This is a genomic window from Pseudomonas sp. R28(2017), from assembly GCF_002112505.1.
GTDB lineage: Bacteria > Pseudomonadota > Gammaproteobacteria > Pseudomonadales > Pseudomonadaceae > Aquipseudomonas.
Window position 1 is genome coordinate 74167 of record NZ_NEHW01000013.1, and the last position, 25860, is coordinate 100026.

The following is a 25860-nucleotide window of genomic DNA, read 5'->3' on the forward strand; positions in this document are numbered from 1 at the left end:
GGAGAGACATCATGTATTTGACGCCTCAGCATGTCCTGCTTGCCGGAGCCACCGGCCTTACTGGCGAGCACCTGCTCGACCGCCTGCTCAACGAGCCCACCATCAGTCGCGTGCTGGCACCGACGCGTCGGCCATTGGCCGAGCACCCCCACCTGGAAAACCCCGTGGGCGACCCGGCTGTGTTTCTCCCGCGCCTGGCCGGCCGTGTCGATATTGCCTACTGCTGCCTGGGCACAACCCTCAAGCAGGCGGGCTCGGAGCAAGCGTTTCGCGCCGTCGACCTGGACATGGTCGTGGCCTTCAGCAAGCGCGCACGGGAAATGGGGGCACGGCATCTGCTGGTGGTCAGCGCCATTGGTGCCGACCCCAAGTCACCGATTTTCTACAACCGGGTCAAGGGCGAGATGGAAGAAGCGCTCAAGGCTCAGGACTGGCCACAACTGACCATCGTGCGGCCGTCGCTGTTGCTCGGTGAACGGATACAACCACGGCTCGGCGAGAGGCTGGCATCGCCGTTTGCGAAGTTGATACCGGGTAAATACCGTGGGATCGAGGCTTGCACCCTGGCCCGGGCCTTGTGGCGCCTGGCGCTGGAGGAAGAGGACGGCATCCGGGTTATCGAGTCCGATGAGTTGCGCAAGCTGGGCAAGAAATAACCCTACAGGCCGCCCGTAGCCTGGAACCCTATGCCTGCCGCCGTCAGCAACGACAGCGGCAGGAACAGCGTATCCAGCAGCATGCTGCCCGGCAGGTCCAGGTGTGGATACGCCGGCGCCTCAGCCCCGAAGCGATCCTTGGGGCAGCACCCGCCATTGATCACATACATGTCCAGCCGGGTCCCGGCATACACCACCGGCGCCCCCGGCTTGTTGGCATCCAGCGTGCGTACCGTGGCGCAGCCGCCAAGCAGGCTTGCCGCCAGCAAACCAGCCAGCAAATGCCTCAATCGTCAGCACCGAAATGATGCTCACCCCAACGCGGCAACATGTCCTGCGGAATGCTCAGCAGGTTGAGGATGCGCGCCACAACGAAGTCGACCAGGTCATCGATGGTCTGCGGCTGGTGATAGAACCCCGGCGCCGCTGGCAGGATCACCGCACCCATCTGCGACAGCTTGAGCATGTTCTCCAGGTGAATGGTCGAGAATGGCGCCTCGCGCGGCACCAGGATCAGCTGCCGACGCTCTTTGAGGGTAACGTCGGCGGCGCGCTCGATCAGGTTGTTGCAGGCACCGGTGGCGATCGCCGACAAGGTACCGGTAGAACACGGCACCACCACCATCGCCGCGGGTGCACCGGAGCCCGAAGCCACCGGCGACATCCAGTCTTCCTTGCCGTACACGCGAATCTGCCCGTCGGCAGCACCGGTGTATTCGGTAAGAAACGCCTGCATGGCCTGCGGCTTGGCCGGCAGCACCACATCGGTCTCGGTGGCCATCACCAGCTGCGCGGCCTTGGAGATGAGGAAATGCACCTCACGGTCTTCGCGCACCAGGCAATCGAGCAGGCGCAGGCCATACTGCGCCCCGGAGGCGCCGGTCATGGCCAGGGTGATACGTTCCGGCCCGCTCACTTCAAGGCCTCAGCCAGCTTGCCGTGCAGGCCGCCGAAGCCGCCGTTGCTCATGATCACCACGTGGGTGCCAGGGCGTGCCTGGCCCTTGACCCGCTCGATGATCGCTTCGAGGCTGTCAGCGACCACGCTTGGCACCTTGCATTGCGCCGCGGTGGCAGCCAGGTCCCAGCCCAGGTTGGCGGGCGCGTACCAGATCACCTGGTCGGCGTCGTTGACGCTTTCCGGCAAGCCGTCACGGTGGGCGCCGAGCTTCATGGAGTTGGAGCGCGGCTCGATGATGGCGATGACCGGTGCTTCACCAACACGCTTGCGCAGGCCGTCGAGGGTGGTGGCAATGGCGGTCGGGTGGTGGGCAAAGTCGTCGTAGATGGTCACGCCCTGAACTTCAGCGACCTTCTCCATGCGCCGCTTGACGCTCTTGAACACGCTCAGGCCTGCGATGCCCATGGCCGGCACCACGCCCACATGACGCGCAGCGGCCAGCGTGGCCAAGGCGTTGGCGACGTTGTGCTGACCAGTCAGGGCCCAGTCCACCACACCCTGCGCCTCACCCTCGAACAGCACCTCGAAACGCGATCCGTCGGCGCTGAGCAGGCGCGCCTGCCACTGGCCACCTTCACCGGTGGTCTGCACCGGGGTCCAGCAGCCCATGCCGATCACGCGCTCCAGCGCCTGCTCGGTGGTCGGGTGAATGACCAGGCCTTCACTCGGAATGGTCCGCACCAGGTGGTGAAACTGCCGCTCGATGGATGCCAGATCGGGGAAGATATCCGCGTGATCGAACTCAAGGTTGTTGAGGATCGCGGTACGCGGGTGGTAATGCACGAACTTCGAGCGCTTGTCGAAGAAGGCGCTGTCGTATTCGTCGGCCTCGACCACGAAGAACGGCGTGCCGCCCAGGCGCGCCGATACCGAGAAGTTCTGCGGCACGCCGCCGATCAGGAACCCCGGGCTCATGCCGGCGTGCTCCAGCACCCAGGCGAGCATGCTGCTGGTGGTGGTCTTGCCGTGGGTACCCGCGACCGCCAGCACCCAGCGGCCTTGCAGCACATGGTCGGCAAGCCACTGCGGGCCGGACACATAGGGCAGGCCCTTGTTCAGCACATGCTCCACTGCAGGGTTGCCCCGCGACATGGCGTTGCCAATGACTACCAGGTCCGGCGCCGGGTCCAGCTGAGCCGGGTCATAGCCCTGGGTCAGCTCGATGCCCTGGGATTCGAGCTGGGTACTCATGGGTGGATAGACGTTGGCGTCGGAGCCGGTGACACGGTGGCCGAGCTCTTTAGCCAGCACGGCCAGCGAACCCATGAAAGTGCCGCAAATACCGAGAATATGAATATGCATGGTCGACCTCGCAAAACTTCGAGGCAGGGTAGCCCAGGGCGCGGGAAATCGCACCCGGTGTTTTGCTCAGACGCCCCTGGCGATGCCGTGTTTGCGCAGTTTTCGATACAAGGTATTGCGGCTTATGCCCAGGTGCTCGGCGACCCGGGTCAAGTGCCAGTGTTTTGCCACCAGCACGTCCATCAGCGCCTGACGTTCTGCGCCCTGCAATACATCGACGCCCACCGAACCCTCAGGCCCGACACCGGGCCTGAGGGTTCGGGCCTGCCCGCGAAGAGGCCCGGCGTGACAATGCAAGGCGAGGGCGTTGCCCTCGTTCGCGGGCAAGCCCGCTCCCACAGGGGTCGCGTGAGTCCTGACAACGGTGGGAAGGTCCGGGAACCGGATAAGGGCGCCTTCGCACAAGGCGACGAGCGTCCGCAGCACATTGCGCATCTGCCGCACGTTCCCCGGCCAGGTAAAGTCCAGCAGCGCCTGCCGCGCCTCAGGTGCCAATTGCACAAGCTGCCCCTGCGCTTCCTGACGCAACAGAAACTCCAGCAAGGCTTCCTTGTCCGTGCGCTCGCGCACCGCCGGCAACGCCACCTCCAGGCCATTGAGCCGGTAGTACAAGTCTTCGCGGAAACTGCCCTGCTCCACCCGCTCCAGCAAGTCGCGGTGCGTGGCACTGACGATACGTACATCCACCGCCTGCGGCTCACCGCCAATCGGCACCACCTGGCGCTCTTCCAGCACCCGCAGCAGGCGGGTCTGCAACGCCAGCGGCATGTCGCCGATCTCGTCCAGCAACAAGGTACCGCCATCGGCCTGCAACAGCTTGCCGCGCATGCCTTCCTTGCGCGCTCCAGTAAAACTGCCGCCGCGATAGCCGAACAGCTCGCTCTCGATCAGGCTCTCGGGGATCGACGCACAGTTCACCGCCACGAACGGCTTGCCACGGCGCAAACTGGCCTGATGCACGGCCTGGGCGAAGGCCTCTTTACCGCAACCGGTCTCGCCGCGCAGCAGCAGCGGCACGTCGCGCTCGAACACGCGTACGGCACGGTTGAAGTCGTGCTGCAAGGCCGGGTCCAGCAGGCAGATGCCCGGCTGCGCAGCGGGCCTGGCCTGGGGCAGGCTGGCCGGCACCGTCCAGAGCGACGCCCTCGCCTGCCCGCGCAGGCTGGCGAACACCTGGCGGCCATCGCGGGTGCGCAACGGCCAGACCGTACTGCCGACTGGCGTGGCACGGCTGAACAGCTCGTCATGGCTGCAGGCGAAGAACATCTCCAACGGCTTGCCCAACACACCGCCACGAATGGTACTCAACAGGTTCAGGGCACTCTGGTTGGCGGCGCAGATGCAGCCATCGCCATCGAACGCCAGCAACCCTTCGCTGAACTGGCCGACCGACTCGGCTTGCACATGGAAGCGCAGCAACCATTGCTGCTCGAAATGACGCAGGAAATAACAGCTCTCGATCATCTTCGCCGAGAGGTTGACCAGCGCCATGGTGTGGAACTGGCTCTGACGCGACACGTCCGGCCGCGCCGAGGACACATCGAGCACCGCCAGCAGCTCGCCGTGCGGGTCGAATACCGGGCTTGCCGAGCAGGTCAGGCCGGTGTGCCGGCCACGAAAATGCTCGCCCTGGTGAATGGTCAGGGCCTGGCGTTCGACCAGGCACGTGCCGATGCCGTTGGTGCCCTCGCGGGCCTCGCTCCAGTCCGCGCCCAGCCATAGCCCGGCACGCTCGAAGCTGCGCCGCTCGGTGGGCGCGGTGACACAGTTGAGGATCACACCACGGGCGTCGGTGAGCAGCACCGCATGGCCGGTACCGGACAGCTGCTGGTGCAGGCTGTTCATCTCGTGGTCGGCGATCTTCAGCACCTGGCGCAGGCGCTCGCGGCTCTCCAGCAGGCGGCCGTGCTCGAGCACCACCGGTGCCTCGATCACTGACGGGTCAAGGTGGTAGTCGTCCAGGCAGCGCAGCCAGGAACGGGCAATGGAAGGGTCGCTGCCAGCTTCGCCACGGGCAACGGTATGCACTTGCTGGGCATGGCGGCTGAATGCGTTGTTCTGCATTTGTTGTTGTTCTCCGCAGATAGAGATTTCAGCCAGCATCCTCCGCAGCGACCGCCCGGTCAAGCACGTACCGCAAACGGTACAAAGTGTCACCCAGGCCGTGCCAGCGCTGGCACACAGACGCAGCAATGGCGCCGTGCAGGTGACTCAAGTCATTGATTTGGCTAGGGCTCGCCACGCTGGCCCAACCTTTGCTCTACGCTTTTCAACTCCCTAACAAACACAATAGCCAGGAGACACACCATGCGTTACGCACATCCCGGTACCGAGGGCGCCAAGGTTTCCTTCAAGAGCCGCTACGGCAACTACATCGGCGGTGAGTTCGTAGCTCCGGTCAAAGGGCAGTATTTCGAAAACACTTCTCCGGTGAACGGCAAGCTGATCGCCGAATTCCCCCGCTCCACTGCCGAAGACATCGACAAAGCCCTGGATGCCGCCCATGCCGCCGCCGACGCCTGGGGCCGCACCTCGGTGCAGGACCGCTCCAACGTCCTGCTGAAGATCGCCGACCGTATCGAACAGAACCTGGAAATCCTGGCCATCACCGAAACCTGGGACAACGGCAAGCCGGTCCGCGAAACCCTCAACGCCGACATCCCGCTGGCCGTCGACCACTTCCGCTACTTCGCCGGCTGCATCCGCGCCCAGGAAGGCGGCGCCGCCGAAATCAACGAAAATACCGTGGCCTATCACATCCACGAACCGCTGGGCGTGGTCGGGCAGATCATCCCGTGGAACTTCCCGATCCTGATGGCCGCCTGGAAGCTCGCGCCAGCCCTGGCCGCCGGCAACTGCGTGGTGCTCAAGCCGGCCGAGCAGACCCCGCTGGGCATCACCGTACTGGTCGAGCTGATTGGCGACCTGCTGCCCAAAGGCGTGCTCAACGTCGTCCAGGGTTATGGCCGCGAGGCCGGTGAAGCCCTGGCCACCAGCAAGCGCATCGCCAAGATCGCCTTCACCGGCTCCACCCCGGTCGGCTCGCACATCATGAAATGCGCTGCCGAGAACATCATCCCGTCCACCGTCGAGCTGGGTGGCAAGTCGCCGAACGTGTACTTCGAAGACATCATGCAGGCCGAGCCAAGCTTCATCGACAAGGCCGCCGAAGGCATGGTGCTGGCGTTCTTCAACCAGGGCGAAGTGTGCACCTGCCCATCGCGCGCCCTGGTGCAGGAGTCGATCTACCCGCAGTTCATGGAAGTGGTGATGAAGAAGGTCCTGCAGATCAAGCGCGGCGACCCACTCGACACCGACACCATGGTCGGCGCCCAGGCCTCGCAGCAGCAGTTCGAGAAGATTCTCTCGTACCTGCAGATTGCCCAGGAAGAAGGCGCCGAACTGCTGACCGGCGGCAAGGTGGAAAAACTCGAAGGCTCGCTGGCCACCGGCTACTACATTCAGCCGACCCTGCTCAAAGGCAACAACCGCATGCGCGTGTTCCAGGAAGAAATCTTCGGCCCGGTGGTCAGCGTCACCACCTTCAAGGACGAAGCCGAAGCCCTGGCGATCGCCAACGACACCGAGTTCGGCCTCGGTGCCGGCGTGTGGACCCGCGACATCAACCGCGCCTACCGCATGGGCCGCGGCATCAAGGCAGGCCGCGTGTGGACCAACTGCTACCACCTGTACCCGGCGCATGCCGCGTTCGGCGGCTACAAAAAGTCCGGCGTTGGCCGTGAAACCCACAAGATGATGCTCGACCACTACCAGCAGACCAAGAACCTGCTGGTGAGCTACGACATCAACCCGCTGGGCTTCTTCTAAACCGCGTCGCGCCCTTCGCGGGCACGCCCGCTCCCACAGGATTCGCGCAGTACCTGTGGGAGCGGGCAAGCCCGCGAAGAGGCCTGGCCTGCAAACACAAAATCCAGAGCGGCAACCGTGTACCAACCGCTCTGGCTCGCTTCCTGCAGTACCCATCACCATCGGCCCGAACCCCTTCCGGCCACCAAGAAAAAAAACAGGTGAAACTATGCCAAGCGATCATTCCGCCGGTGCACCGGCAGGGTCTTCCGTCGACTTCGAAAAAGTCGGGTCGGACTATTTCCAGCAACGTGAACTGAAAAAAGGCGCCGCCGGCTGGGTACTGCTGGTGGGCCTGGGTGTTGCCTATGTGATTTCCGGCGACTATGCCGGCTGGAACTTCGGCCTGGCCCAGGGTGGCTGGGGCGGCATGTTCCTCGCCACCCTGCTGATGGCCACGATGTACCTGTGCATGTGCTTCTCGCTGGCCGAGCTTTCCTCGATGATCCCCACCGCAGGCGGCGGCTACGGCTTTGCCCGCAGTGCCTTCGGCCCGTGGGGCGGCTTCCTGACCGGTACGGCGATCCTCATCGAATACGCCATCGCCCCCGCCGCCATCGCCACGTTCATCGGCGCCTACTGCCAGTCACTGTTCGGCATCGGTGGCTGGATGATCTACCTGGCGTTCTACGTGGTCTTCATCGGCATCCACATCTTCGGCGTGGGTGAAGCGCTGAAGCTGATGTTCATCATCACCGCCATTGCCGCCATCGCCCTGGCGGTGTTTCTGGTGGCGATGGTGCCCCATTTTGATGCAGCCAACCTGTTCGACATCGCCCAAACGGACGCCGCCGGGGCCAGCAGCTTCCTGCCGTTCGGCTATGTCGGTGTGTGGGCCGCGATCCCCTATGCCATCTGGTTCTTCCTCGCCGTCGAAGGTGTGCCACTGGCCGCCGAAGAAACCAAGAACCCCAAGCGTGACCTGCCGCGCGGCCTGATCGGCGCGATGCTGGTGCTGCTGGCCTTCGCCCTGCTGATCCTGGTGGTCGGCCCAGGCGGTGCGGGCTCCGAAGCGCTGAAGGCATCCGGCAACCCGCTGGTCGAGGCGCTGGCCAAGGCCTACGGCGGCTCCACCTGGATGGGCAGCTTCGTCAACCTGGTGGGCCTGGCCGGCTTGATCGCCAGCTTTTTCTCGATCATCTACGCCTATTCGCGGCAGATTTTCGCCCTTTCCCGCGCCGGCTATCTGCCACGCAAGCTGTCGGAAACCAACAAGAGCAAGGCCCCGGTCATGGCGCTGGTGATCCCCGGGATCATCGGTTTCGCCCTGTCGCTGACCGGCCAGGGCGACCTGCTGATCCTGGTGGCGGTATTCGGTGCCACACTGTCGTATGTGCTGATGATGGCTGCGCACATCACCCTGCGCGTCCGCCGGCCGAAAATGGAGCGCCCTTACCGCACCCCAGGCGGCATCTTCACCTCGGGCCTGGCCCTGGTGCTGGCCTGTATCGCCGTGGTCGCGGGCTTCCTGGTCGACCCACGGGTGGTGATTGGCGCTGCGGTGATCTATGCGGTACTGATCGCCTACTTTGCGTTCTACAGCCGCCACCACCTGGTCGCGGGTACACCGGAAGAGGAATTCGCCGCGATCCAGAAGGCCGAAGAGGCCCTGCACTGATCAAAGCCACCTGCCGCGGGCCAGCCCGCGGCTCTGGAGATTCTGTATGGCAAGTTTCGTTCACACGGTAGGCCACCTGGTCTACCGCTTCGACAGCCTCAAGGAAGTGATGGCCAAGGCCAGCCCGGCCCGTTCCGGGGACTTTCTGGCTGGCGTCGCGGCCACCAACGACGGCGAGCGGGTGGCCGCGCAAATGGCCCTGGCCAACATCCCGCTGGCGCATTTTCTGAATGAAGCACTGATCCCCTACGAACAGGACGAAATCACCCGGCTGATCGTCGATACCCATGACGCCCAAGCCTTTGCCCCGGTCAGCCACCTGACCGTTGGCGGCCTGCGCGACTGGCTGCTCAGCGACGAGGCCAACGAGCACAGCCTGCGCGCGCTCGCCCCGGGGCTGACCCCGGAAATGGCTGCGGCAGTGTCGAAGATCATGCGCGTGCAGGACCTGGTGCTGGTGGCGCAGAAGATCCGCGTGGTCACCCAGTTCCGCGGCACCATGGGCCTGCGCGGGCGCCTGTCGACCCGCCTGCAGCCCAACCACCCCACCGACGAGCCGGCCGGCATCGCCGCCAGCATCCTCGACGGCCTGCTCTACGGCAACGGCGACGCCATGATCGGCATCAACCCGGCCACCGACAGCATCGCCTCGATCTGTGCCCTGCTGGAAATGCTCGACGCCATCATCCAGCGCTACGACATCCCCACCCAGGCCTGCGTGCTGACCCACGTCACCACCTCGATCGAAGCGATCAACCGCGGCGTGCCGCTGGACCTGGTGTTCCAGTCGATTGCCGGCACCGAGGCGGCCAACGCCGGCTTCGGCATCAACCTCAACGTGCTGCAGGAAGGTTACGAGGCGGGCCTGTCGCTCAAGCGCGGCGCCCTCGGGCAGAACCTGATGTACTTCGAGACCGGCCAGGGCAGCGCGCTGTCGGCCAACGCCCACCACGGGGTCGACCAGCAGACCTGCGAAACCCGCGCCTACGCCGTGGCCCGCCATTTCAAACCGTTTCTGGTCAACACCGTGGTCGGTTTCATCGGCCCCGAGTACCTGTACAACGGCAAGCAGATCATCCGCGCCGGCCTCGAAGACCACTTCTGCGGCAAGCTGCTCGGTGTGCCGATGGGTTGCGACATCTGCTACACCAACCACGCCGAAGCCGACCAGGACGACATGGACACCCTGCTGACCCTGCTGGGCGTAGCCGGGATCAACTTCATCATGGGCATCCCCGGTTCCGACGACATCATGCTCAACTACCAGACCACGTCGTTCCACGACGCGCTCTACGCGCGCCAGACCCTCGGCCTGAAGCCCGGGCCGGAATTCGAAGCCTGGCTGCAACGCACCGGCATCTTCACCCAGGCCGATGGCCGCGTGCGCTTTGGCGACAACCTGCCGCCGGCATTCCGCCAGGCCTTGGCGCAGCTGGCATAAGAGGTGACCATGGCAGACCGTACCCCGCCCGCTCAAGAAAATCCCTGGCTGGCCCTGCGCAACCTGACCCCGGCGCGTATCGCCCTCGGCCGTTGCGGCACCAGCCTGCCCACCCGCGCACAACTGGATTTCCAGTTCGCCCACGCCCAGGCCCGCGATGCCGTGCACCTGGCCTTCGACCACGCCGCCCTGAGCGAACAGCTCAAGGACCGTGGCCGCGACAGCCTGGTGTTGCACAGCGCCGCCAGCGACCGCCACCAGTACCTGCAACGCCCCGACCTGGGCCGGCGGCTGAACGAAGACTCGGCCGAACGCTTGCGCCAGCATGCCCAGGCCAACCCCGATGGGGTCGACCTGGCCATCGTGGTCGCCGACGGCCTCTCGGCCCTGGCCGTGCACCGCCATACCTTGCCGTTCCTGGCCCGCTTCGAGGAGCAGGCCGCCGCCGACGGCTGGACCAGCGCCCCGGTGGTGCTGGTGGAGCAAGGCCGGGTGGCGGTGGCGGATGAAGTTGGCCAGCTGCTCGGCGCCCGCATGACCGTGATGCTGATCGGTGAACGCCCGGGGCTGAGCTCGCCAGACAGCCTCGGCCTGTATTTCACCTACGCACCCAAGGTCGGCCTGACCGATGCCTATCGCAACTGCATCTCCAATGTCCGCCTGGAGGGCCTGAGCTACGGCATGGCCGCCCATCGCCTGCTATACCTGATGCGCGAAGCCTGCCGCCGGCAGCTTTCCGGCGTGAATCTTAAGGACGAGGCCGAGGTCCATAGCATCGACAGTGAAAATGCCCCTGCCCAGCGAGGCAACTTCCTGCTCGGCGAAGGTTAAAGAACATGTCACGGAAGGCGGATTGCACAGATGGCCAGCATTGGGGCAGCATGCCCATGAACGCTGCAGGCATTCCGCTGTTTCCCCAAATGGACTCTGAGGGCCGCACATGCGCATCATCAAGGCAACCCTGGAACACCTCGACCTGCTCACTCCGCTGTTTGTCAGATACCGCGAGTTCTATGGGCAGCTCCCTTATCCGGACAGTTCTCGTGCCTTTCTGGAAAAGCGCCTCAAACGCGAAGAATCGGTAATCTACCTGGCCCTGGCGGACGATGATGACGGTAAGTTGCTCGGTTTCTGCCAGCTGTATCCGAGCTTTTCGTCGCTATCCCTCAAACGCGTATGGATCCTCAACGACATCTTCGTCGCCGAAGACTCGCGGCGCATGCTGGTGGCCGACCACTTGATGCGTGAGGCCAAGAAAATGGCCAAGGATACCCAGGCGGTGCGCATGCGGGTATCGACCAGTGCCAACAACGAGGTGGCGCGCAAGACTTATGAGTCGATCGGCTTTCGCAAGGACACCGAGTTCGAGAACTACATCCTGCCGATCAACAAGGACTGACCTGCACCGGCCTCTTCGCGGCGGTTCGACGACTCGACACGCCCGCTCCCACAGGTACTGCACAAGGCTCAAGGGCTGTGCAGTACCTGTGGGAGCGGGCGCGCCCGCGAAGAGGCCAGCACAGGCTTGCGCAGTAACCCCCCGCTACAAACTCCCCGGGCAGGTTTCCTACTTCGCCGTATAATGCTTCGACCTGCCATGTGTGAAATTTTACCCACCAACAGGTCATCATGCCGTCGCCCAGGGCATTGTCTGTCATCGCGTGCCCGTAAAACGGGTCTAGAACACAGGTGCTGTACATGGAATTCAACCCGCTGGACTTAATCCTGCATCTCGATACCTACCTCGATCTGTTGGTTACCAACTACGGCCCCTGGATCTACGCGATCCTCTTCGCTGTCATCTTCTGCGAAACCGGCCTGGTGGTGATGCCGTTCCTGCCGGGCGATTCGCTGCTGTTCATCGCCGGCGCCGTGGCCGCCGGCGGCGGCATGGACCCGGTCCTGCTGGCAGGCCTGCTGATGGCGGCGGCCATTCTGGGCGACAGCACCAACTACATCATCGGCCGCACGACTGGCGAAAAACTGTTCAGCAACCCCAGTTCGAAAATCTTCCGCCGCGACTACCTGCAGCGCACCCACGATTTCTATGAACGCCATGGCGGCAAGACCGTGACCATGGCGCGTTTCCTGCCGATCCTGCGTACCTTCGCGCCGTTCGTGGCCGGTATCGCGCACATGCACTACCCGCGCTTCCTCGGTTTCAGCGTCGCGGGTTCGTTGCTGTGGGTCGGCGGCCTGGTGACCCTGGGCTACTTCTTCGGCAACGTGCCGTTCATCAAGCAGCACCTGTCGCTGATGGTGGTCGGCATCATCGTGCTCTCCCTTGTACCGATGATCCTCGGCCTGCTGCGTGGCCGCCTGGGCCGCACCGCCAAGGCCCACTGACAGCGGACATGTGGTCCTTCAGCGCCTGGCGGCGCAAGCGCACCCTCGCGCGCTACCCGATCGATGCACGGCAATGGCAGGTGATCCGCGATCGCCTGCCGATGCTCGATGGGATCAGCGCCGATGAAGACCGGTGGCTGCGCGAAGCCTGCATCCTGTTCCTGCTCGACAAGCACCTGACCACCCTCCCCGGGGTCGAACTGGACGACGAGCAACGCCTGTTTCTGGCCGCCCAGGCACAATTGCCGTTGTTGCACCTGGGCGAGTTGAACTGGTACCAGGGCTTCCACGAGATCATCCTCTACCCCGACGACTTCAAGAGCCCGCAGCGCCACCGCGATGCCAGCGGCGTGGAGCACGCGTGGGATGCCGAGCACAGCGGCGAAGCCTGGCAGCAGGGGCCGATCATCCTGGCCTGGGCCGGGGTGCTGGCCAGTGGCGGCTGGGAAGCCTACAACCTGGTGATCCACGAGCTGGCGCACAAGCTCGACATGCTCAATGGCGACGCCAACGGCCTGCCGCCGCTGCACCCGGGCATGCGCGTGGAGGACTGGGCCGCCGCCATGCAGCAGGCCTATGACGACCTCAACCGCCAGCTCGACGCGGACCCCGACGCAGAAACCGCCATCGACCCCTACGCAGCGGAAAACCCGGCGGAATTCTTCGCCGTCACCAGCGAATACTTCTTCAGCGCCCCCGACCTGCTGCACCAGGCTTATCCACAGGTGTACCGGCAGCTGTCGCTGTTCTACCGCCAGGATCCGCTGGCACGCCTGGCGCAGCTGCAAGCCGAGCACCCGGAGTACCGGCAAAGCCACGCTTGATGCGGCCGCGCATCTGCCCGCACATCAGGCCAGGCGTGGCATGGCCTGGCGGAATGTGCCTATAATCGCCGCCACTTTTTTGATCAAACACGGGGGCACTGCCCAATGAGCTACAGCAAGATTCCGGCTGGCAAAGACCTGCCGAACGACATCTACGTCGCCATCGAGATCCCGGCCAACCACGCGCCGATCAAGTACGAAATCGACAAGGACAGCGACACCCTGTTCGTCGACCGCTTCATGGCCACCCCGATGTTCTACCCGGCCAACTACGGTTTCATCCCGAACACCCTGGCGGACGACGGTGATCCGCTGGACGTGCTGGTCGTGACTCCGTACCCGGTAGCCCCAGGCTCGGTCATCCGTGCCCGTCCGGTCGGCGTGCTGAACATGACTGACGACGGCGGCGGCGACGCCAAGGTCATCGCCGTTCCTCACGACAAGCTGAGCCAGCTGTACGTCGACGTGAAGGAATACACCGACCTGCCCGCCCTGCTGATCCAGCAGATCGAGCACTTCTTCGCGAACTACAAGGATCTCGAGAAGGGCAAGTGGGTCAAGATCGAAGGCTGGGAAGGCGCCGACGCCGCCCGCGCTGCGATCACCAAATCGGTTGCTGCCTACAAGGGCTGATACCGCTTTGCAGAAAAAGCCCCGCCTCGGCGGGGCTTTTTTATGGGTGACGCCGGAGGAAGGTAAAAAGTCCTACGCACTCCTACACCTTCGCCCTACATCCCAGCACTTTTCACACCGTTCAGATCAACATCTCGTTCATTTCGTTACTGGCAAGCGGCCGCTACACTCGGTCTCATGAACAGATCCGGTGAACGCCTAAAGGCACTCCTTCGGGAATGTGGCCTGACCCCCTCAGACTTCGCTGCCCAGCGCCGCGTCTCGTCGCAGCACATCAACAACTGGTTCACCCGCGGCATCCCGATTGCCCGCCTCGATGAAATGGCCGAGCTGTTCTGCGTGCAGCGCCGCTGGCTGCTGACCGGTGAAGGCCCCAAGCACCCGCACTCGTTCCTGCGCATGTATGCGCCCCAGACGTCGCCGATGCAAACGCCATCGGAACAACCTGCTCCTTTGGTGCAAGTGCCCTTTAACGAGCTACGCAATGCCGAGCTCATTGCACTCGACGGTCATCACCTGGCAATGCCAGCATCTGCGCTGGAGGCATTGGCCGTGCCCGTGGACAAAGCCATCTGCATGACCATGCCGGCCGACAACATGGCGCCGTGGATCCCACGCGATGCGATCCTGGCGATCGACCTCAGCTACACCCAAGTGGTCGATGGCGAGATCTATGCCCTGCTGCACAACGGCAGGCTAAGGGTGAACAGCCTGAGCCTCGGCCACCGGGGTACCCTGTGCCTGCATAGCCACAACCGGCGGGAGGTAGTCGAACGCTACACAACCTTGCAGTGCGCGGTGCAGAAGCTGGAGGTACTCGGCTGGGTGTTCCACTGGTCGCATTACCGCCAGAGAAGGCCCGACTGACACACTCTGTGCCATTTTTTGCTGGGCAGACCGCGCCAGCCCTTGTATGCTACGCCGCACATTCAGCCCCGGCCGGTGCAAGCCGCGTTCCAGAGGGCTCGGCGACGCTCCACACGACCGTTTGCCATCTCTTTCAGGCCCTTGATGGCCACACAGTTAAGGCGGCTGCGACTTACCATAAATTAGTCGGAACCGTCCCCGAGAAGCCGGCCACAAGCCGGCTTTTTAATGCCCTTTTTTTGTATGCCGATGGTTTGGCAGCGCCTGTGAGATCGAGCGCCGCGCGGGCGGCGCTCGATCTCACAGGCGACGCAAGGTTAACGCCCTACTCAAAAGTCATACCGCGCCCCGACCATCATGCTCCGCGAAGGCCCATAGAAGTTGAACGTCGAGGTCGACCCCACCCGCGACAGGTAATCGCGGTTGAATAGGTTGTTGACGTTGAAGGTCGCCGTCAGCTTGGAGGTCACCGGGTACGACAGCATCGCATCCACAGTGGCATAGCCCGGCGCATCGATGCGCACGCCGCCGTTCTCGGAATAGAAGTTGCTCATCGCCGACACGCCACCCCCTACGGCCAGCCCGGTCAGCGGGCCCTGGCTGAGGGTGTACTTGGTCCACAACGATGCTTGGTTGCGCGGCATGATGAAGAAGGTGGTTTCGGCGTCCCCGTCGACGGTTTCGGTTTCCATCCAGGTGTAGCCCGCCAGCAGCTCCCAGTTCGGCGTGAGCTTGCCGCTGACTTCGACTTCCGCGCCCTTGACCCGGGTCTTGCCGGAGGCGACCGAGAAACCGGTGTCCACGCCATCGGCATCGTATTCGGTGCTGGCGCGGTTCTTGTCGGTCAGGCGGAACACCGACAACCGGGTGTTCAGGTCGCCACCGAAGTAGCTGCTCTTCAGCCCGAACTCGTACTGCTCGCCCTGGCGCGGCTTGAGCACCCGGCCATTGCTGTCGGTATCCGACTGCGGCTTGAACACCTGTGAATAGCTGGCGTACAGCGCATGGTTTTCGGTCAGGTCATAGACCAGGCCGCCATAAGGCGTGAAGCGGCCATCGACGCGCTTGTTGTCGTCGACCGTCGAGCCGCTGCTCAGGGTGGTGGTGTAGAAATCACCGCGATACCAACTGAAGCGGCCACCGGCAATCAGCGCCAGGCGCTCTACCGGGCGGAAAGTCACCTTGGAGTACAGGCCGTATTCCTCTTCCTGCATGCCGGTCTCGGTGCTGTAGTTCGGTGACGGCTTGGCGAAGCGCGTCGGCGTGTAGGTATCGACGTTGATGCTGCCCAGGTTGGTGGTGCCGTTGAGGTACTCGGTGTCGTAGTTCTTGTAGTCGGTACCGACCACGAATTCGCTGACCTGGCCAAAGGTTTCGAACGGCTGGCTGTAGCTGGCATCCAGCGAGTAGGTGTCCTGGGTGAAGTCGCGGGCGCTGGCACGCTCGGAGTTGGCGCCGGTGGTGGCATTGGTCGCGGTAAAGGCATACAGGTAGTTGGTGTCGCGGTGCGAACCACGCGCGGCGACGCGGCTATAGCCACCATTGTCGAAGCGATGGGTCAGCTCGGCGACCAGGTCGGTGGTCTTGCCATCGAAGTAGTTCCAGTCGGCGCCGAGGAACTTCGAGTGGCTGAAATCAGGCACTTCACCGGACAGCGTCGCCGGGTAGCCGTTATGCGGGGTGATGTTCTTCACTTCGTGGATCAGGCCGAACGACAGCGTGGTGGCGTCGTCCAGGTCGATATCCAGCGCACCGTAGTAGCTGTTGCTGGTATTGGCGTTGTAATCGACTTCACCGTTGGTGTCGTCACGCGAGGCGATGAAGCGCCCACGTACCCGGCCAGCATCATCCAGCGGCCCGCTCAGGTCGATTTCTTCGTGGTTGGTGTCCCAGGTGCCATAGCTGCCTTCGACATGGCCCTGGAATTCGGCGGTCGGGCGCTTGCGCACCATGTTGACGATGCCGCCCAGCTCGCTGGTGCTGCTGAACAGGCCGGCCGGGCCACGCATGATCTCGACCCGGTCGAAGGCCGCCAGCGACGGCACGGTGCCGAAGATGCTGGCCATCGGCGCCGGCAGGCCGTCGATGTTGAACTCGCTGTACTCGTAGCCACGGGCGTAGATCGACGAACGACCGCTGTCGTTGGTCAGGGTGCGCAGGCCTGCGGTGTATTTGGCCAGGTCGTCCAGGTGCACGAACTGGCGGTCCTTGACGTAGTCCTGGGTGTACACGGTGATCGATTGCGGGATGTCCTTGAGCGCCGCCGGGGTCTTGGTGCCCACGGTGGCGGCATCGACGCTGTAGCCTCCGGTCTGCTCCGAGGGCAGCATGTCGTACAGGCGGTTGCCTTCGATGGTCAGGGCCGGCAGGTCCAGCGAGGTGGCGTCCGCAGTCGCCTGCTCTGCCACCGTTTCAGCCAGTGCCGACAACGAAAACGGCGCCAGCAGCCCCAGCACCAGCCATCCCCGAACCCGTTGCGGGCTCCCCACACCTTTGAAACCGCTCATGACACACCCTTCGTCCAAATGATATTTAATCGCAAACGAAACAAGTTGCTTTTTGCGAACGATACCGGACGAAAAACCGGGGTGCAGCAGGATTAACCTTCTTAACACATGCGCCCGACACGGGGCGATTGCCCTTCTACCGCTCACAATGGGATGATGGCTAACTGATACGAATTCTCATTAAAGACAACCGATGCCCACCTCACTCCTCCTCGCCGAAGATGACGCACGTCTGCGTGAGGATCTGCAGCGCCACTTTCTCAACCGCGGCTTCCTGGTCAACGCCTGCGCCACCGGCACCCAGGCGTTGAATGCCGTGCAGCACGATCGTTTCGACCTGGTGCTGCTGGACATCATGCTGCCCGGCATCGATGGCCTCAGCCTGCTCGACGAACTGCGCCGCCAGCATGCCGTGCCCGTGATGCTGATGTCGGCGCTGGGCGCCGAGCAGGACCGCATCAGCGGCTTTACCCGGGGCGCGGACGATTACCTGCCCAAGCCGTTCAGCCTCGCCGAGCTGGACGCACGGGTGGATGCCCTGTTGCGGCGGGTGGCCTTCGGCCGCAGCACGCTGGCGCACAGTGAAGCCGGCCTACTGGTCTTCGACCAGTACCTGCAGGATGTGCTGCACCACGGCCAGGCGGCTGGCCTGACCGCTTCGGAATTCCGCTTGCTGGCCACGTTGAACGCCCACCCCGGCGAAGCCCTGAGCAAGCCATTCCTGTACCAGACCGTGCTGCACCGCGCCTACACCCGCCTGGACCGCGGCCTCGATGTGCACGTGTGCAACCTGCGCCGCAAGCTGGCCGATATCGCGGCCCAGCACCTGCAGATCCAGGCCGTGCGCGGCCAGGGCTACATCCTGGTCAACACGGAACACGCCTGATGCGCCGACACCCCCTGCTGTGGAAGCTGGCCGCCTTGCAGGTCAGCTTCTGCCTGCTGCTGACCTGGCTGATCTGGACCTGGGGCCTGTCGGTGGAGCGCAGCACCTATTTTCTGTCCCAGGCCGACCAGGACTATCTCGCCCGCTACGCGCAACAGGCTGAACAAGCCTGGCGGCAAGCGGGGGCGCCCGGCACCGAGGCCTTCCGCCGCAAGCTCGAACACGCCGAAGACACCTGGGCGGTGCTGCTCGGGCCGCACCTGCAAAGCCTGGGCACCACGGCGCTGGATGCCGAAGAGGCCAGCCACCTGACCTTCATGCGCAAGCTCGACTGGCCGATGAGCCGGCGCCTGCAGGATGAACTGCCCTACGTCAGCATCGAGTTCCCGCAACACCCCGAGAACGGCCGCCTGGTGATGCAACTGCCGGAACGCCTGCTGCCTACCGGCCTCACGCCCTGGACCCACGTCATCACCCACGGCGTCGCGCCCACGCTGCTGGCCCTGCTGCTGGGCCTGGCGATCTATCGGCAGCTGGTGGTGCCGCTCAACCGGCTGCGTGACCGGGCCGATGCCCTGCGCGCAGACGACCTGGACAGCCCGGGCCTGCCCCTCCAGGAACGCCGTGACGAACTGGGCGAACTGGCCCAGGCCTTCGAGCACATGGCCGGGCGCCTGCGCCAGAGCCTGGAGCAACAGCGCCTGCTGCTGCGTACGCTGTCCCATGAATTGCGCACACCGTTGGCACGGCTGCGCATCGCCCATGACAGCGACTTGCCGCCGGCGCAACTGCGCGAGCGCCTGGAGCGCGAGGTCAACGACATGCAGAAGCTGCTGGAAGACACCCTGGACCTTGCCTGGATGGACACCGAACAGCCGCAGCTGCCCACCGAGCCGGTGCTGATGCTTTCGGTGTGGGAAGCGCTGCGCCAGGACATCTGCTTCGAAAGTGGCTGGGAGCCCTCGCGCCTGCCCTGCTCGCTGGGCACCGATTGCCGGGTACAGGTTCATCTCGATAGCCTGGCCCAGGCCTTGGAAAACCTGATGCGCAACGCCATCCGCCATTCGCCCGCGGGCGGCCGGGTCAGCCTCGATGGCTGGCGTGACGGCGACTGCTGGCACCTGCGCCTGAGCGACCAGGGCCCTGGCGTAGCGCAAGCAGACCTCGAGCGTATCTTCCAACCCTACCAACGCTTGCCTGACAGCGGTGCAGGCTTCGGCCTGGGGCTGGCCATCGCCCGCCGCGCCATCGAACTGCAAGGCGGCCGGCTGTGGGCCAGCAATGGTCACCCTGGCTTGTGCCTGCATGTGCTGCTGCCGATCGGCCAGGAATGTTTAGAAAGTTAATGCGCTTTACGCCCAAACAACACTGATTATCATCTGGCCTTTCCCGCCTTGCGCGCCTTGCAAGGCCCAGATGAGACACCTGATGAGCAAGATGACCCTGCCTCTGGTCATGGCACTGGCATTGGCCACCCCCTTTGCCGTGGCGCAGCCGGAACGTGACCAGAAGATGGACACATCGCTGCTGCAGCGCCAGGACCTGGCCTACCGCTTCAGCCACCTCGACCTGGACTCGGCCGACGGTCAGCGCCATTACCGCCTGTGGATCGGCAAGCCGGATCGCCCGGCCCCTGCCGCTGGTTATCCGGTGCTGTGGATGCTCGACGGCAATGCCGCGCTTGGCGCGCTGGGCAGCCCGCAACTGAGCCGGCTCGCAGCCGGCCAGGCGCCGTTGCTGGTGGCCGTGGGGTACCAGACTGACCAGCGCATCGAGCGGGCCGCGCGGACCTTCGACTACACCCCGGCAGTGCCCGGGCAGGCCGAGCAGCGCGATCCGCTGACGGGCGAGCCCAGCGGTGGGGTGGAGGCGTTCCTTGATCTGCTCACCCAGCAGATGCGGCCGCGGGTGGTGGGCGTGGCACCGATCGACCTGCAGCGGCAGACACTGTGGGGGCATTCCTATGGTGGCCTGGCGGTGCTGCATGCACTGTTCACCCGGCCTGGGGCGTTCAGTGATTATGCGGCGGCCAGCCCATCGCTGTGGTGGCACGACGGGGCGATCGTGCGTGAGGCGCAGGGGTTGCAGCAGCGCCTGGGGGATAGCCGGCCGCGCTTGTTGCTGATGCGCGGGAGTGAAGAGCCGGCGAATCCGCGCATGCCGGTGAAGGGCGATGTGGAGCGGCCGGCGCGGGAACTGGCGGCTGGCCTATCCAGGGTGCAGGGGCTGCAGGTGCGTTTCGAGCGCTTCGAAGGCCTGGGGCATGGGCCGATGTTGCCGGCTTCACTGAGTAAGGTGATTGAGGATATGTCGCGGTAATCCTGTCCCGGCCCTTTCGCGGGCAAGCCCGCTCCCACAGGTCCTGCACCCACTCTGAAAGCGGTGCGATCCCTGTGGGAGCGGGCTTGCCCGCGAAGAGGCCAGTACAAGTCACCCTTTTATACAAACCACCTGCCGCAGCGTGTGCACTACCTCCACCAACTCGCTCTGCGCCCGCATCACTGCATCGATGTCCTTGTACGCCATCGGAATCTCGTCGATCACGTCCTTGTCCTTGCGGCACTCGACATGCGCCGTGGCCCGCCGCTGGTCGTCCACGGTGAAGCGGCTCTTGGCCTTGGTCCGGCTCATCACCCTGCCCGCGCCATGGCTGCAGGAGCAGAACGATTCCTCGTTGCCCAACCCCCGCACGATGAAGCTCCTGGCCCCCATGGAGCCGGGAATGATACCCAGTTGCCCCTTCTGCGCCGACACCGCGCCCTTGCGCGTCACCAGTACCTCGCGCCCGAAATGCTGCTCGCGCTGCACATAGTTGTGGTGGCAGTTGACCGCCTCCAGGCTGGCCTCGAAGGGTTTGCCCAGTGCCTTGCGGGTGGCCGCGACCACCGCCTGCATCATCAGCTCGCGGTTGCGCCTGGCAAAGTCCTGCGCCCACTCCACCGCCTCGACATAGTCGGCGAAATGGCGGCTGCCCTCCTCGAAGTAGGCCAGGTCCTTGTCCGGCAGGTTGGCCAGGTGCTGGCGCATGTCGGCCTGGGCCAGTTCGATGAACAGGTTGCCGATGGCATTACCCACACCGCGCGAGCCGCTGTGCAGCATGAACCACACGCGGTCGGCCTCGTCCAGGCACACCTCGATGAAATGGTTGCCACCGCCCAGGGTGCCAAGATGGTGCCGGTTGTTGGTCTTTTCCAGGCGCGGGTACTTGTCGGTAATGGCCTTGAAGCGCCCGGCGAGCTGGCCCCAGGCCTTGTCTGCCGAACCCGGCACGTTGTCCCAGGCACCCTGGTCGCGTTTGCCAAAGGTCTTGCCATGGGGCACGGCCTGCTCGATGGCGCTACGCAGCCCATGCAGGTTGTCTGGCAGGTCGCGCGCCTGCAGCGAGGTACGCGCGGCGATCATGCCGCAGCCAATGTCCACCCCCACCGCGGCGGGGATGATCGCGCCGAGCGTGGGAATCACGCTGCCAATGGTCGAACCCTTGCCCAGGTGCACATCCGGCATCACCGCCAGGTGCTTGAAGATGAACGGCATCTGCGCCGTGTTGAGCAGTTGCCGGCGGGCGTCGTCTTCGACCGGCACGCCGTCGGTCCACAGTTTGACCGGCTTGCCGCCGGCGACCTGGAGAATGTCCATGGAACGGTTCCTGTTGAGCCATGCCTGCATGATACCGCCGAAGGTCGTAGAACAGCGGGTTGCCAGAACGGTGGCACAGTGCTGTATGCTTGGCCGGTCTTCAGGGCGGGGTGAAAGTCCCCACCGGCGGTAAATCGAAAGATGAGCCCGCGAGCGCCCCGGCCATGCCGGGGGTCAGCAGATCTGGTGCGACTCCAGAGCCGACGGTCATAGTCCGGATGAAAGAAGGCGTCAGGCAGGGGCCATTCGGGCGCCCCTGCGCGCGCATTTTGTTCGCCCCGAGACGTTCATCGATCAATCACGAGGAGCGTTTCATGTCCCCTTTGCTGCAAAAACAATTTCCCAATGTGTCCGCCGCCATCGCCGCCTTCCAGGCCGGGCGCCCTGTGCTGCTGCTCGACGATGACGACCGCGAGGACGAAGCCGATATCGTTGCCGCCGCCGAGAACCTGTCGCTGCAGACCATGGCCATGATGATCCGCGACTGCAGCGGCATCGTCTGCCTGTGCCTGGACGAAGCCACTGTCGATGCCCTGCAGCTGGCGCCGATGGTGCAGAACAACCAGGCCCGTCACGGCACCGGCTTCACTGTCACCATCGAGGCAGCAGAAGGCGTGAGCACTGGCGTTAGCGCGCAGGACCGCATCACCACCATCGAAGCGGCGCTGCGCTCGACCGCCGAGCAACGCCATATCGTCAGCCCTGGCCATGTGTTCCCGCTGCGCGCGCGTGATGGTGGTGTGCTGGCCCGTCGCGGGCACACCGAAGGCTCGGTGGACCTGGCACGCCTGGCCGGGCTGCGGCCGGCGGCGGTGCTGTGCGAGTTGATGAACCCCGATGGCAGCATGGCACGGGGTGAGCAGGTGGCGGTGTATGCGCGGCAGTACAACCTGCCGGTGCTGACCATCGAAGAGCTGGCGCGGTGCCGTGAGGCCATGGTCGTGCGGGAAGCCGAGCCTGCCTGACCGACCGCACGGGGCCGCTTTGCGGCCCATTCGCGGGCAAGCCCGCTCCCACAGGGATCTCACACAGCTTGAGGGCGGTGAGATGACTGTGGGAGCGGGCTTGCCCGCGAAGAGGCCGGCAAATCCGGCCTCAAGTTGCCTGAAGTTTGCTCCCCCCGCCCCGCTCTGCTAACGTCGCGCGGTTCTGACCCGCCAACGAGACTGTCGCCATGGCCCGCAAAAAAGCCACCATCGATTTCGAGCAATCCCTCGCCGACCTGCAAGCCCTGGTCGAACGCCTGGAGAACGGCGAATTGTCGCTGGAAGACTCGCTGGCCGCGTTCGAGCAAGGCATCGCCCTGACCCGCGATTGCCAGGGTGCCCTGGCCCAGGCCGAACAGAAAGTGCAGATTCTGCTGGAACGTGACGGCGAACTCGCCGCGCAGCCGTTCGATGCGGAGCCAGAAGCATGATCAGCGCTTACCAGGCCAGTTGCCAGGCCCGTGTCGACGCCGCCCTCGAACCGCTGTTCAGCGCCCCGACCAAAGAGCTGGAGCGCCTTTATGCGGCCATGCGCTACAGCGTGATGAATGGCGGCAAACGCGTGCGCCCGCTACTGGCCTATGCTGCCTGCGAAGCCCTTGGCGCGCCGGCCGAGCAAGCCAACGGTGCCGCCTGTGCGGTGGAGCTGATCCACGCCTATTCGCTGGTCCATGACGACCTGCCGGCCATGGACGACGACGACTTGCGCCGTGGCCAGCCAACCACCCACAAGGCCTTCGACGAAGCCTGCGCGATTCTCGCCGGGGATGGCTTGCAGAGCCTGGCCTTCAGCGCTCTGCTCGACCCACGCCTGAGCCCGCAGGACGACAGCATCCGCCTGGCCATGGTCCAGGCCCTGGCCAAGGCTGCAGGCCCCGCGGGCATGGTCGGCGGCCAGGCCATCGACCTCGGCTCGGTCGGCCTGAAGCTGGACCAGCAGGCCCTGGAGTTCATGCACCGGCACAAGACCGGTGCGCTGATCGAAGCCAGCGTGCGCCTCGGCGCCCTGGCCAGTGCCCGCGCCGAACAGGCGCAACTGGCTGCCCTGCAGACGTATGCACAGGCCATCGGCCTGGCATTCCAGGTGCAGGACGATATCCTCGACGTGGAAAGCGACACGGCCACCCTGGGCAAGCGCCAGGGTGCCGACATCGCCCGTGACAAACCGACCTACCCGGCGCTGCTGGGGCTGGAAGCCGCCAAGGCCTATGCGATCGAACTGCGTGACCAGGCGCTGGTCGCATTGCAAGGGTTTGGTGAGCCCGCCGAGCCGCTGCGGGCATTGGCGCGTTATATCGTCGAGCGCCGTCATTGACCAAGGGCCGCCATGCGGCCCATCGCCGGCAAGCCGGCTCCCACAGGGGCAGCTTTTCCTACAATGGGGTAAACTGCCGCGTCTTCACACACCTATAACGACTCGCCTGATGCCCACGACGTTTCAAGAGATCCCCCGCGAACGCCCGGTCACGCCGTTGCTCGACCGCGCTGACACGCCTGCCGGCCTGCGCCGGTTGGCCGAAGCCGACCTGGAGACCCTGGCCGACGAACTGCGCCAGGAGTTGCTCTACACCGTTGGTCAGACCGGTGGGCATTTTGGCGCCGGCCTGGGCGTCATCGAGCTGACGATCGCCCTGCACTACGTCTTCGACACCCCGGACGACCGGCTGGTGTGGGACGTCGGCCACCAGGCCTACCCGCACAAGATCCTCACCGGGCGCCGCAACCGCATGCTCAGCCTGCGCCAGAAGGACGGCATCGCTGCCTTCCCGCGCCGCAGCGAGAGCGAGTACGACACCTTTGGTGTCGGCCACTCCAGCACCTCGATCAGCGCTGCGCTGGGCATGGCCATTGCCGCCCGCCTGCAGAACAGCGCACGCAAGTCGATCGCGGTGATCGGCGACGGTGCCCTCACTGCCGGCATGGCCTTCGAAGCGTTGAACCACGCCCAGGAAGTCAACGCCGACATGCTGGTGATCCTCAACGACAACGACATGTCGATTTCGCGCAATGTCGGCGGCTTGTCCAACTACCTGGCCAAGATCCTCTCCAGCCGCACCTATGCGAGCATGCGCGAGGGCAGCAAGAAGGTGCTGTCGCGCCTGCCCGGTGCCTGGGAAATCGCCCGCCGCACCGAGGAATATGCCAAGGGCATGCTGGTGCCGGGCACGCTGTTCGAAGAGCTGGGCTGGAACTACATCGGCCCGATCGACGGCCACGACCTGCCGACCATGATCGCCACCCTGCGCAACATGCGAGACCTCAAGGGCCCGCAGTTCCTGCACGTGGTGACCAAGAAGGGCAAGGGCTTCGCCCCGGCCGAGATCGACCCGATCGGCTACCACGCCATCACCAAGCTCGAGCCTGCCGACAAGCCGGCCGCGCCGAAGAAGGTCAGCGGGCCGAAGTATTCCGCCGTGTTCGGCCAGTGGCTGTGCGACATGGCCGCCGCCGACAACCGCCTGGTGGGCATCACCCCGGCGATGAAGGAAGGCTCGGACCTGGTGGCTTTCAGCGAACGTTACCCACAGCGTTATTTCGACGTGGCGATCGCCGAGCAGCACGCGGTCACCCTCGCCGCCGGCATGGCCTGCGAAGGCAGCAAGCCGGTGGTGGCGATCTACTCCACCTTCCTGCAGCGCGCCTACGACCAGCTGATCCACGACGTGGCGGTGCAGAACCTCGATGTGCTGTTCGCCATCGACCGTGCCGGCCTGGTGGGCGAAGACGGCCCGACGCACGCCGGCAGCTACGACTTGTCGTACCTGCGCTGCATCCCGGGCATGCTGGTGATGACCCCGAGCGACGAGAACGAGCTGCGCAAGATGCTCAGCACCGGCCACCTGTACAACGGCCCGGCTGCAGTGCGCTACCCGCGCGGTACTGGCCCGAACGCACCGATCAGCGGCGACCTCGAACCGCTGGAAATCGGCAAGGGCGTGGTTCGCCGCCAGGGTGAAAAAGTCGCCTTGCTGGTGTTCGGCGTGCAGTTGGCCGAGGCCCTGCAGGTTGCCGAGCAGATCAACGCCACCGTGGTCGACATGCGTTTCGTCAAACCGCTGGACGAGGCCCTGGTGCTGGAACTGGCTGCCCGCCATGAGCTGCTGGTGACCATCGAAGAGAACAGCATCATGGGTGGCGCCGGGGCGGCCGTAGGCGAGTTCCTGGCCAATGAGGGCGTGGTCAAGCCGCTGCTGCACCTGGGGCTGCCGGATATCTATGTCGAGCACGCCAAGCCTGCGCAGATGCTGGCCGAGTGCGGGCTGGATGCTGCTGGCATCGAGGCCTCTGTCAACGCTCGCATGGCCAAGCTCGGGCTCTAGGGCCCTTTCGC

23 protein-coding genes and 1 riboswitch are annotated in these 25860 nt (G+C 64.6%); of the genes, 17 read left to right on the plus strand and 6 right to left on the minus strand.

All coding sequences use genetic code 11. The annotated features are described in order from the left end of the window. The first annotated feature begins 11 nt into the window (after positions 1 to 11). A complete protein-coding gene (locus CAF78_RS21365) occupies positions 12 to 656 on the plus strand; it encodes an oxidoreductase (RefSeq protein ID WP_085677122.1) in 645 nt (214 codons plus the stop codon). A 2-nt stretch (positions 657 to 658) separates the two neighbouring features. Here CAF78_RS21365 and CAF78_RS21370 read toward each other — a convergent pair whose 3' ends face one another. From CAF78_RS21370 to CAF78_RS21385, 4 genes are all read right to left on the minus strand, one after another. Next, positions 659 to 946: a YceK/YidQ family lipoprotein gene (locus CAF78_RS21370; RefSeq protein WP_085677121.1), complete on the minus strand. Its 288-nt coding sequence runs from the start codon at positions 944 to 946 to the stop codon at positions 659 to 661. Then, positions 943 to 1572, minus strand: a complete 630-nt coding sequence (gene ubiX, locus CAF78_RS21375) for a flavin prenyltransferase UbiX (RefSeq protein WP_085677120.1) — start codon at positions 1570 to 1572, stop codon at positions 943 to 945. The genes CAF78_RS21370 and ubiX overlap by 4 nt, the downstream gene beginning before the upstream one ends. Further along, entirely contained in the window at positions 1569 to 2918 is a 1350-nt protein-coding gene (gene mpl, locus CAF78_RS21380) for a UDP-N-acetylmuramate:L-alanyl-gamma-D-glutamyl-meso-diaminopimelate ligase (protein WP_085677119.1), read from the minus strand. The genes ubiX and mpl overlap by 4 nt, the downstream gene beginning before the upstream one ends. A 66-nt stretch (positions 2919 to 2984) precedes the next feature. Beyond that, positions 2985 to 4982, minus strand: a complete 1998-nt coding sequence (locus CAF78_RS21385; protein WP_085677118.1) for a sigma-54-dependent Fis family transcriptional regulator — start codon at positions 4980 to 4982, stop codon at positions 2985 to 2987. A gap of 243 nt (positions 4983 to 5225) precedes the next feature. Between CAF78_RS21385 and CAF78_RS21390 the strand changes: the two genes are divergently transcribed. From CAF78_RS21390 to CAF78_RS21430, 9 genes are all read left to right on the plus strand, one after another. After that, on the plus strand, positions 5226 to 6746 hold the full coding sequence (locus CAF78_RS21390; RefSeq protein WP_085677117.1) for an aldehyde dehydrogenase family protein: 1521 nt from the start codon (positions 5226 to 5228) through the stop codon (positions 6744 to 6746). A gap of 208 nt (positions 6747 to 6954) precedes the next feature. Beyond that, positions 6955 to 8403, plus strand: a complete 1449-nt coding sequence (gene eat / locus CAF78_RS21395; RefSeq protein ID WP_085677116.1) for an ethanolamine permease — start codon at positions 6955 to 6957, stop codon at positions 8401 to 8403. A gap of 46 nt (positions 8404 to 8449) precedes the next feature. Next, positions 8450 to 9844, plus strand: coding sequence for an ethanolamine ammonia-lyase subunit EutB (locus tag CAF78_RS21400; protein WP_085677115.1), 1395 nt, complete (start codon positions 8450 to 8452; stop codon positions 9842 to 9844). A gap of 9 nt (positions 9845 to 9853) precedes the next feature. After that, positions 9854 to 10675 carry an ethanolamine ammonia-lyase subunit EutC gene (eutC, locus tag CAF78_RS21405; protein WP_085677114.1) on the plus strand — a complete coding sequence of 274 codons (822 nt, stop codon included), beginning with the start codon at positions 9854 to 9856 and terminating at the stop codon, positions 10673 to 10675. Positions 10676 to 10784: 109 nt separating this feature from the next. Continuing rightward, positions 10785 to 11243, plus strand: a complete 459-nt coding sequence (locus CAF78_RS21410) for a GNAT family N-acetyltransferase (RefSeq protein WP_085677113.1) — start codon at positions 10785 to 10787, stop codon at positions 11241 to 11243. Positions 11244 to 11542: 299 nt separating this feature from the next. After that, positions 11543 to 12190 (plus strand): DedA family protein, encoded by a 648-nt coding sequence (locus CAF78_RS21415; protein ID WP_085677112.1) that lies wholly within the window; start codon positions 11543 to 11545, stop codon positions 12188 to 12190. Between the two features lie 8 nt (positions 12191 to 12198). Continuing rightward, positions 12199 to 13014, plus strand: a complete 816-nt coding sequence (locus tag CAF78_RS21420) for a zinc-dependent peptidase (protein ID WP_085677111.1) — start codon at positions 12199 to 12201, stop codon at positions 13012 to 13014. A 105-nt stretch (positions 13015 to 13119) separates the two neighbouring features. Further along, the gene (gene ppa / locus CAF78_RS21425) at positions 13120 to 13647 is read left to right on the plus strand and encodes an inorganic diphosphatase (protein ID WP_003255365.1); all 528 of its coding nucleotides are present in this window, start codon (positions 13120 to 13122) and stop codon (positions 13645 to 13647) included. A gap of 177 nt (positions 13648 to 13824) precedes the next feature. After that, entirely contained in the window at positions 13825 to 14514 is a 690-nt protein-coding gene (locus CAF78_RS21430) for an XRE family transcriptional regulator (RefSeq protein WP_085677110.1), read from the plus strand. A gap of 329 nt (positions 14515 to 14843) precedes the next feature. Here the strand turns inward: CAF78_RS21430 and CAF78_RS21435 are convergent, their stop codons facing one another. Next, complete coding sequence (locus tag CAF78_RS21435; RefSeq protein ID WP_085677109.1) at positions 14844 to 17021, minus strand: TonB-dependent siderophore receptor; 2178 nt, start codon at positions 17019 to 17021, stop codon at positions 14844 to 14846. Positions 17022 to 17214: 193 nt separating this feature from the next. On the opposite strand from CAF78_RS21435, the gene CAF78_RS21440 reads away from it, so the two are divergent. The 3 genes from CAF78_RS21440 to CAF78_RS21450 all read left to right on the plus strand — a co-directional run bounded on the left by CAF78_RS21440 (position 17215) and on the right by CAF78_RS21450 (position 20226). Continuing rightward, positions 17215 to 17907, plus strand: coding sequence for a response regulator transcription factor (locus CAF78_RS21440; protein WP_085677108.1), 693 nt, complete (start codon positions 17215 to 17217; stop codon positions 17905 to 17907). After that, on the plus strand, positions 17907 to 19253 hold the full coding sequence (locus tag CAF78_RS21445) for a sensor histidine kinase (RefSeq protein ID WP_085677107.1): 1347 nt from the start codon (positions 17907 to 17909) through the stop codon (positions 19251 to 19253). The genes CAF78_RS21440 and CAF78_RS21445 overlap by 1 nt, the downstream gene beginning before the upstream one ends. An 82-nt stretch (positions 19254 to 19335) precedes the next feature. Next, positions 19336 to 20226: an alpha/beta hydrolase gene (locus CAF78_RS21450; RefSeq protein ID WP_085677106.1), complete on the plus strand. Its 891-nt coding sequence runs from the start codon at positions 19336 to 19338 to the stop codon at positions 20224 to 20226. Between the two features lie 111 nt (positions 20227 to 20337). Here the strand turns inward: CAF78_RS21450 and CAF78_RS21455 are convergent, their stop codons facing one another. Further along, on the minus strand, positions 20338 to 21573 hold the full coding sequence (locus tag CAF78_RS21455; RefSeq protein ID WP_371856911.1) for an RtcB family protein: 1236 nt from the start codon (positions 21571 to 21573) through the stop codon (positions 20338 to 20340). A 62-nt stretch (positions 21574 to 21635) separates the two neighbouring features. Continuing rightward, positions 21636 to 21777, plus strand: a riboswitch (FMN riboswitch). Between the two features lie 80 nt (positions 21778 to 21857). Here CAF78_RS21455 and ribB point away from each other — a divergent pair. The 4 genes from ribB to dxs all read left to right on the plus strand — a co-directional run bounded on the left by ribB (position 21858) and on the right by dxs (position 25849). Beyond that, positions 21858 to 22508 carry a 3,4-dihydroxy-2-butanone-4-phosphate synthase gene (ribB, locus tag CAF78_RS21460; protein WP_085677104.1) on the plus strand — a complete coding sequence of 217 codons (651 nt, stop codon included), beginning with the start codon at positions 21858 to 21860 and terminating at the stop codon, positions 22506 to 22508. A 209-nt stretch (positions 22509 to 22717) separates the two neighbouring features. Beyond that, a complete protein-coding gene (locus tag CAF78_RS21465) occupies positions 22718 to 22960 on the plus strand; it encodes an exodeoxyribonuclease VII small subunit (RefSeq protein WP_085677103.1) in 243 nt (80 codons plus the stop codon). Further along, positions 22957 to 23844, plus strand: coding sequence for a (2E,6E)-farnesyl diphosphate synthase (gene ispA / locus CAF78_RS21470; protein WP_085677102.1), 888 nt, complete (start codon positions 22957 to 22959; stop codon positions 23842 to 23844). The genes CAF78_RS21465 and ispA overlap by 4 nt, the downstream gene beginning before the upstream one ends. 109 nt (positions 23845 to 23953) lie before the next feature. After that, positions 23954 to 25849 (plus strand): 1-deoxy-D-xylulose-5-phosphate synthase, encoded by a 1896-nt coding sequence (gene dxs / locus CAF78_RS21475; protein ID WP_085677101.1) that lies wholly within the window; start codon positions 23954 to 23956, stop codon positions 25847 to 25849. The last annotated feature ends 11 nt before the right edge of the window (positions 25850 to 25860 follow it).

What these genes read in the sequence shown, in the direction of transcription:
- CAF78_RS21390 (WP_085677117.1), top strand. Translation starts at nt 5,226, where the DNA reads ATGCGTTACGCACATCCCGGTACCGAGGGCGCCAAGGTTTCCTTCAAG.
- CAF78_RS21450 (WP_085677106.1), top strand. Translation starts at nt 19,336, where the DNA reads ATGAGCAAGATGACCCTGCCTCTGGTCATGGCACTGGCATTGGCCACC.
- CAF78_RS21415 (WP_085677112.1), top strand. Translation starts at nt 11,543, where the DNA reads ATGGAATTCAACCCGCTGGACTTAATCCTGCATCTCGATACCTACCTC.
- CAF78_RS21455 (WP_371856911.1), bottom strand. Translation starts at nt 21,573, where the DNA reads ATGCAGGCATGGCTCAACAGGAACCGTTCCATGGACATTCTCCAGGTC.
- ispA (WP_085677102.1), top strand. Translation starts at nt 22,957, where the DNA reads ATGATCAGCGCTTACCAGGCCAGTTGCCAGGCCCGTGTCGACGCCGCC.
- eat (WP_085677116.1), top strand. Translation starts at nt 6,955, where the DNA reads ATGCCAAGCGATCATTCCGCCGGTGCACCGGCAGGGTCTTCCGTCGAC.
- CAF78_RS21385 (WP_085677118.1), bottom strand. Translation starts at nt 4,982, where the DNA reads ATGCAGAACAACGCATTCAGCCGCCATGCCCAGCAAGTGCATACCGTT.
- CAF78_RS21435 (WP_085677109.1), bottom strand. Translation starts at nt 17,021, where the DNA reads ATGAGCGGTTTCAAAGGTGTGGGGAGCCCGCAACGGGTTCGGGGATGG.
- CAF78_RS21430 (WP_085677110.1), top strand. Translation starts at nt 13,825, where the DNA reads ATGAACAGATCCGGTGAACGCCTAAAGGCACTCCTTCGGGAATGTGGC.
- eutC (WP_085677114.1), top strand. Translation starts at nt 9,854, where the DNA reads ATGGCAGACCGTACCCCGCCCGCTCAAGAAAATCCCTGGCTGGCCCTG.
- CAF78_RS21445 (WP_085677107.1), top strand. Translation starts at nt 17,907, where the DNA reads ATGCGCCGACACCCCCTGCTGTGGAAGCTGGCCGCCTTGCAGGTCAGC.
- ppa (WP_003255365.1), top strand. Translation starts at nt 13,120, where the DNA reads ATGAGCTACAGCAAGATTCCGGCTGGCAAAGACCTGCCGAACGACATC.
- CAF78_RS21420 (WP_085677111.1), top strand. Translation starts at nt 12,199, where the DNA reads ATGTGGTCCTTCAGCGCCTGGCGGCGCAAGCGCACCCTCGCGCGCTAC.
- CAF78_RS21410 (WP_085677113.1), top strand. Translation starts at nt 10,785, where the DNA reads ATGCGCATCATCAAGGCAACCCTGGAACACCTCGACCTGCTCACTCCG.
- CAF78_RS21440 (WP_085677108.1), top strand. Translation starts at nt 17,215, where the DNA reads ATGCCCACCTCACTCCTCCTCGCCGAAGATGACGCACGTCTGCGTGAG.
- CAF78_RS21365 (WP_085677122.1), top strand. Translation starts at nt 12, where the DNA reads ATGTATTTGACGCCTCAGCATGTCCTGCTTGCCGGAGCCACCGGCCTT.
- CAF78_RS21465 (WP_085677103.1), top strand. Translation starts at nt 22,718, where the DNA reads ATGGCCCGCAAAAAAGCCACCATCGATTTCGAGCAATCCCTCGCCGAC.
- mpl (WP_085677119.1), bottom strand. Translation starts at nt 2,918, where the DNA reads ATGCATATTCATATTCTCGGTATTTGCGGCACTTTCATGGGTTCGCTG.
- ribB (WP_085677104.1), top strand. Translation starts at nt 21,858, where the DNA reads ATGTCCCCTTTGCTGCAAAAACAATTTCCCAATGTGTCCGCCGCCATC.
- CAF78_RS21400 (WP_085677115.1), top strand. Translation starts at nt 8,450, where the DNA reads ATGGCAAGTTTCGTTCACACGGTAGGCCACCTGGTCTACCGCTTCGAC.
- dxs (WP_085677101.1), top strand. Translation starts at nt 23,954, where the DNA reads ATGCCCACGACGTTTCAAGAGATCCCCCGCGAACGCCCGGTCACGCCG.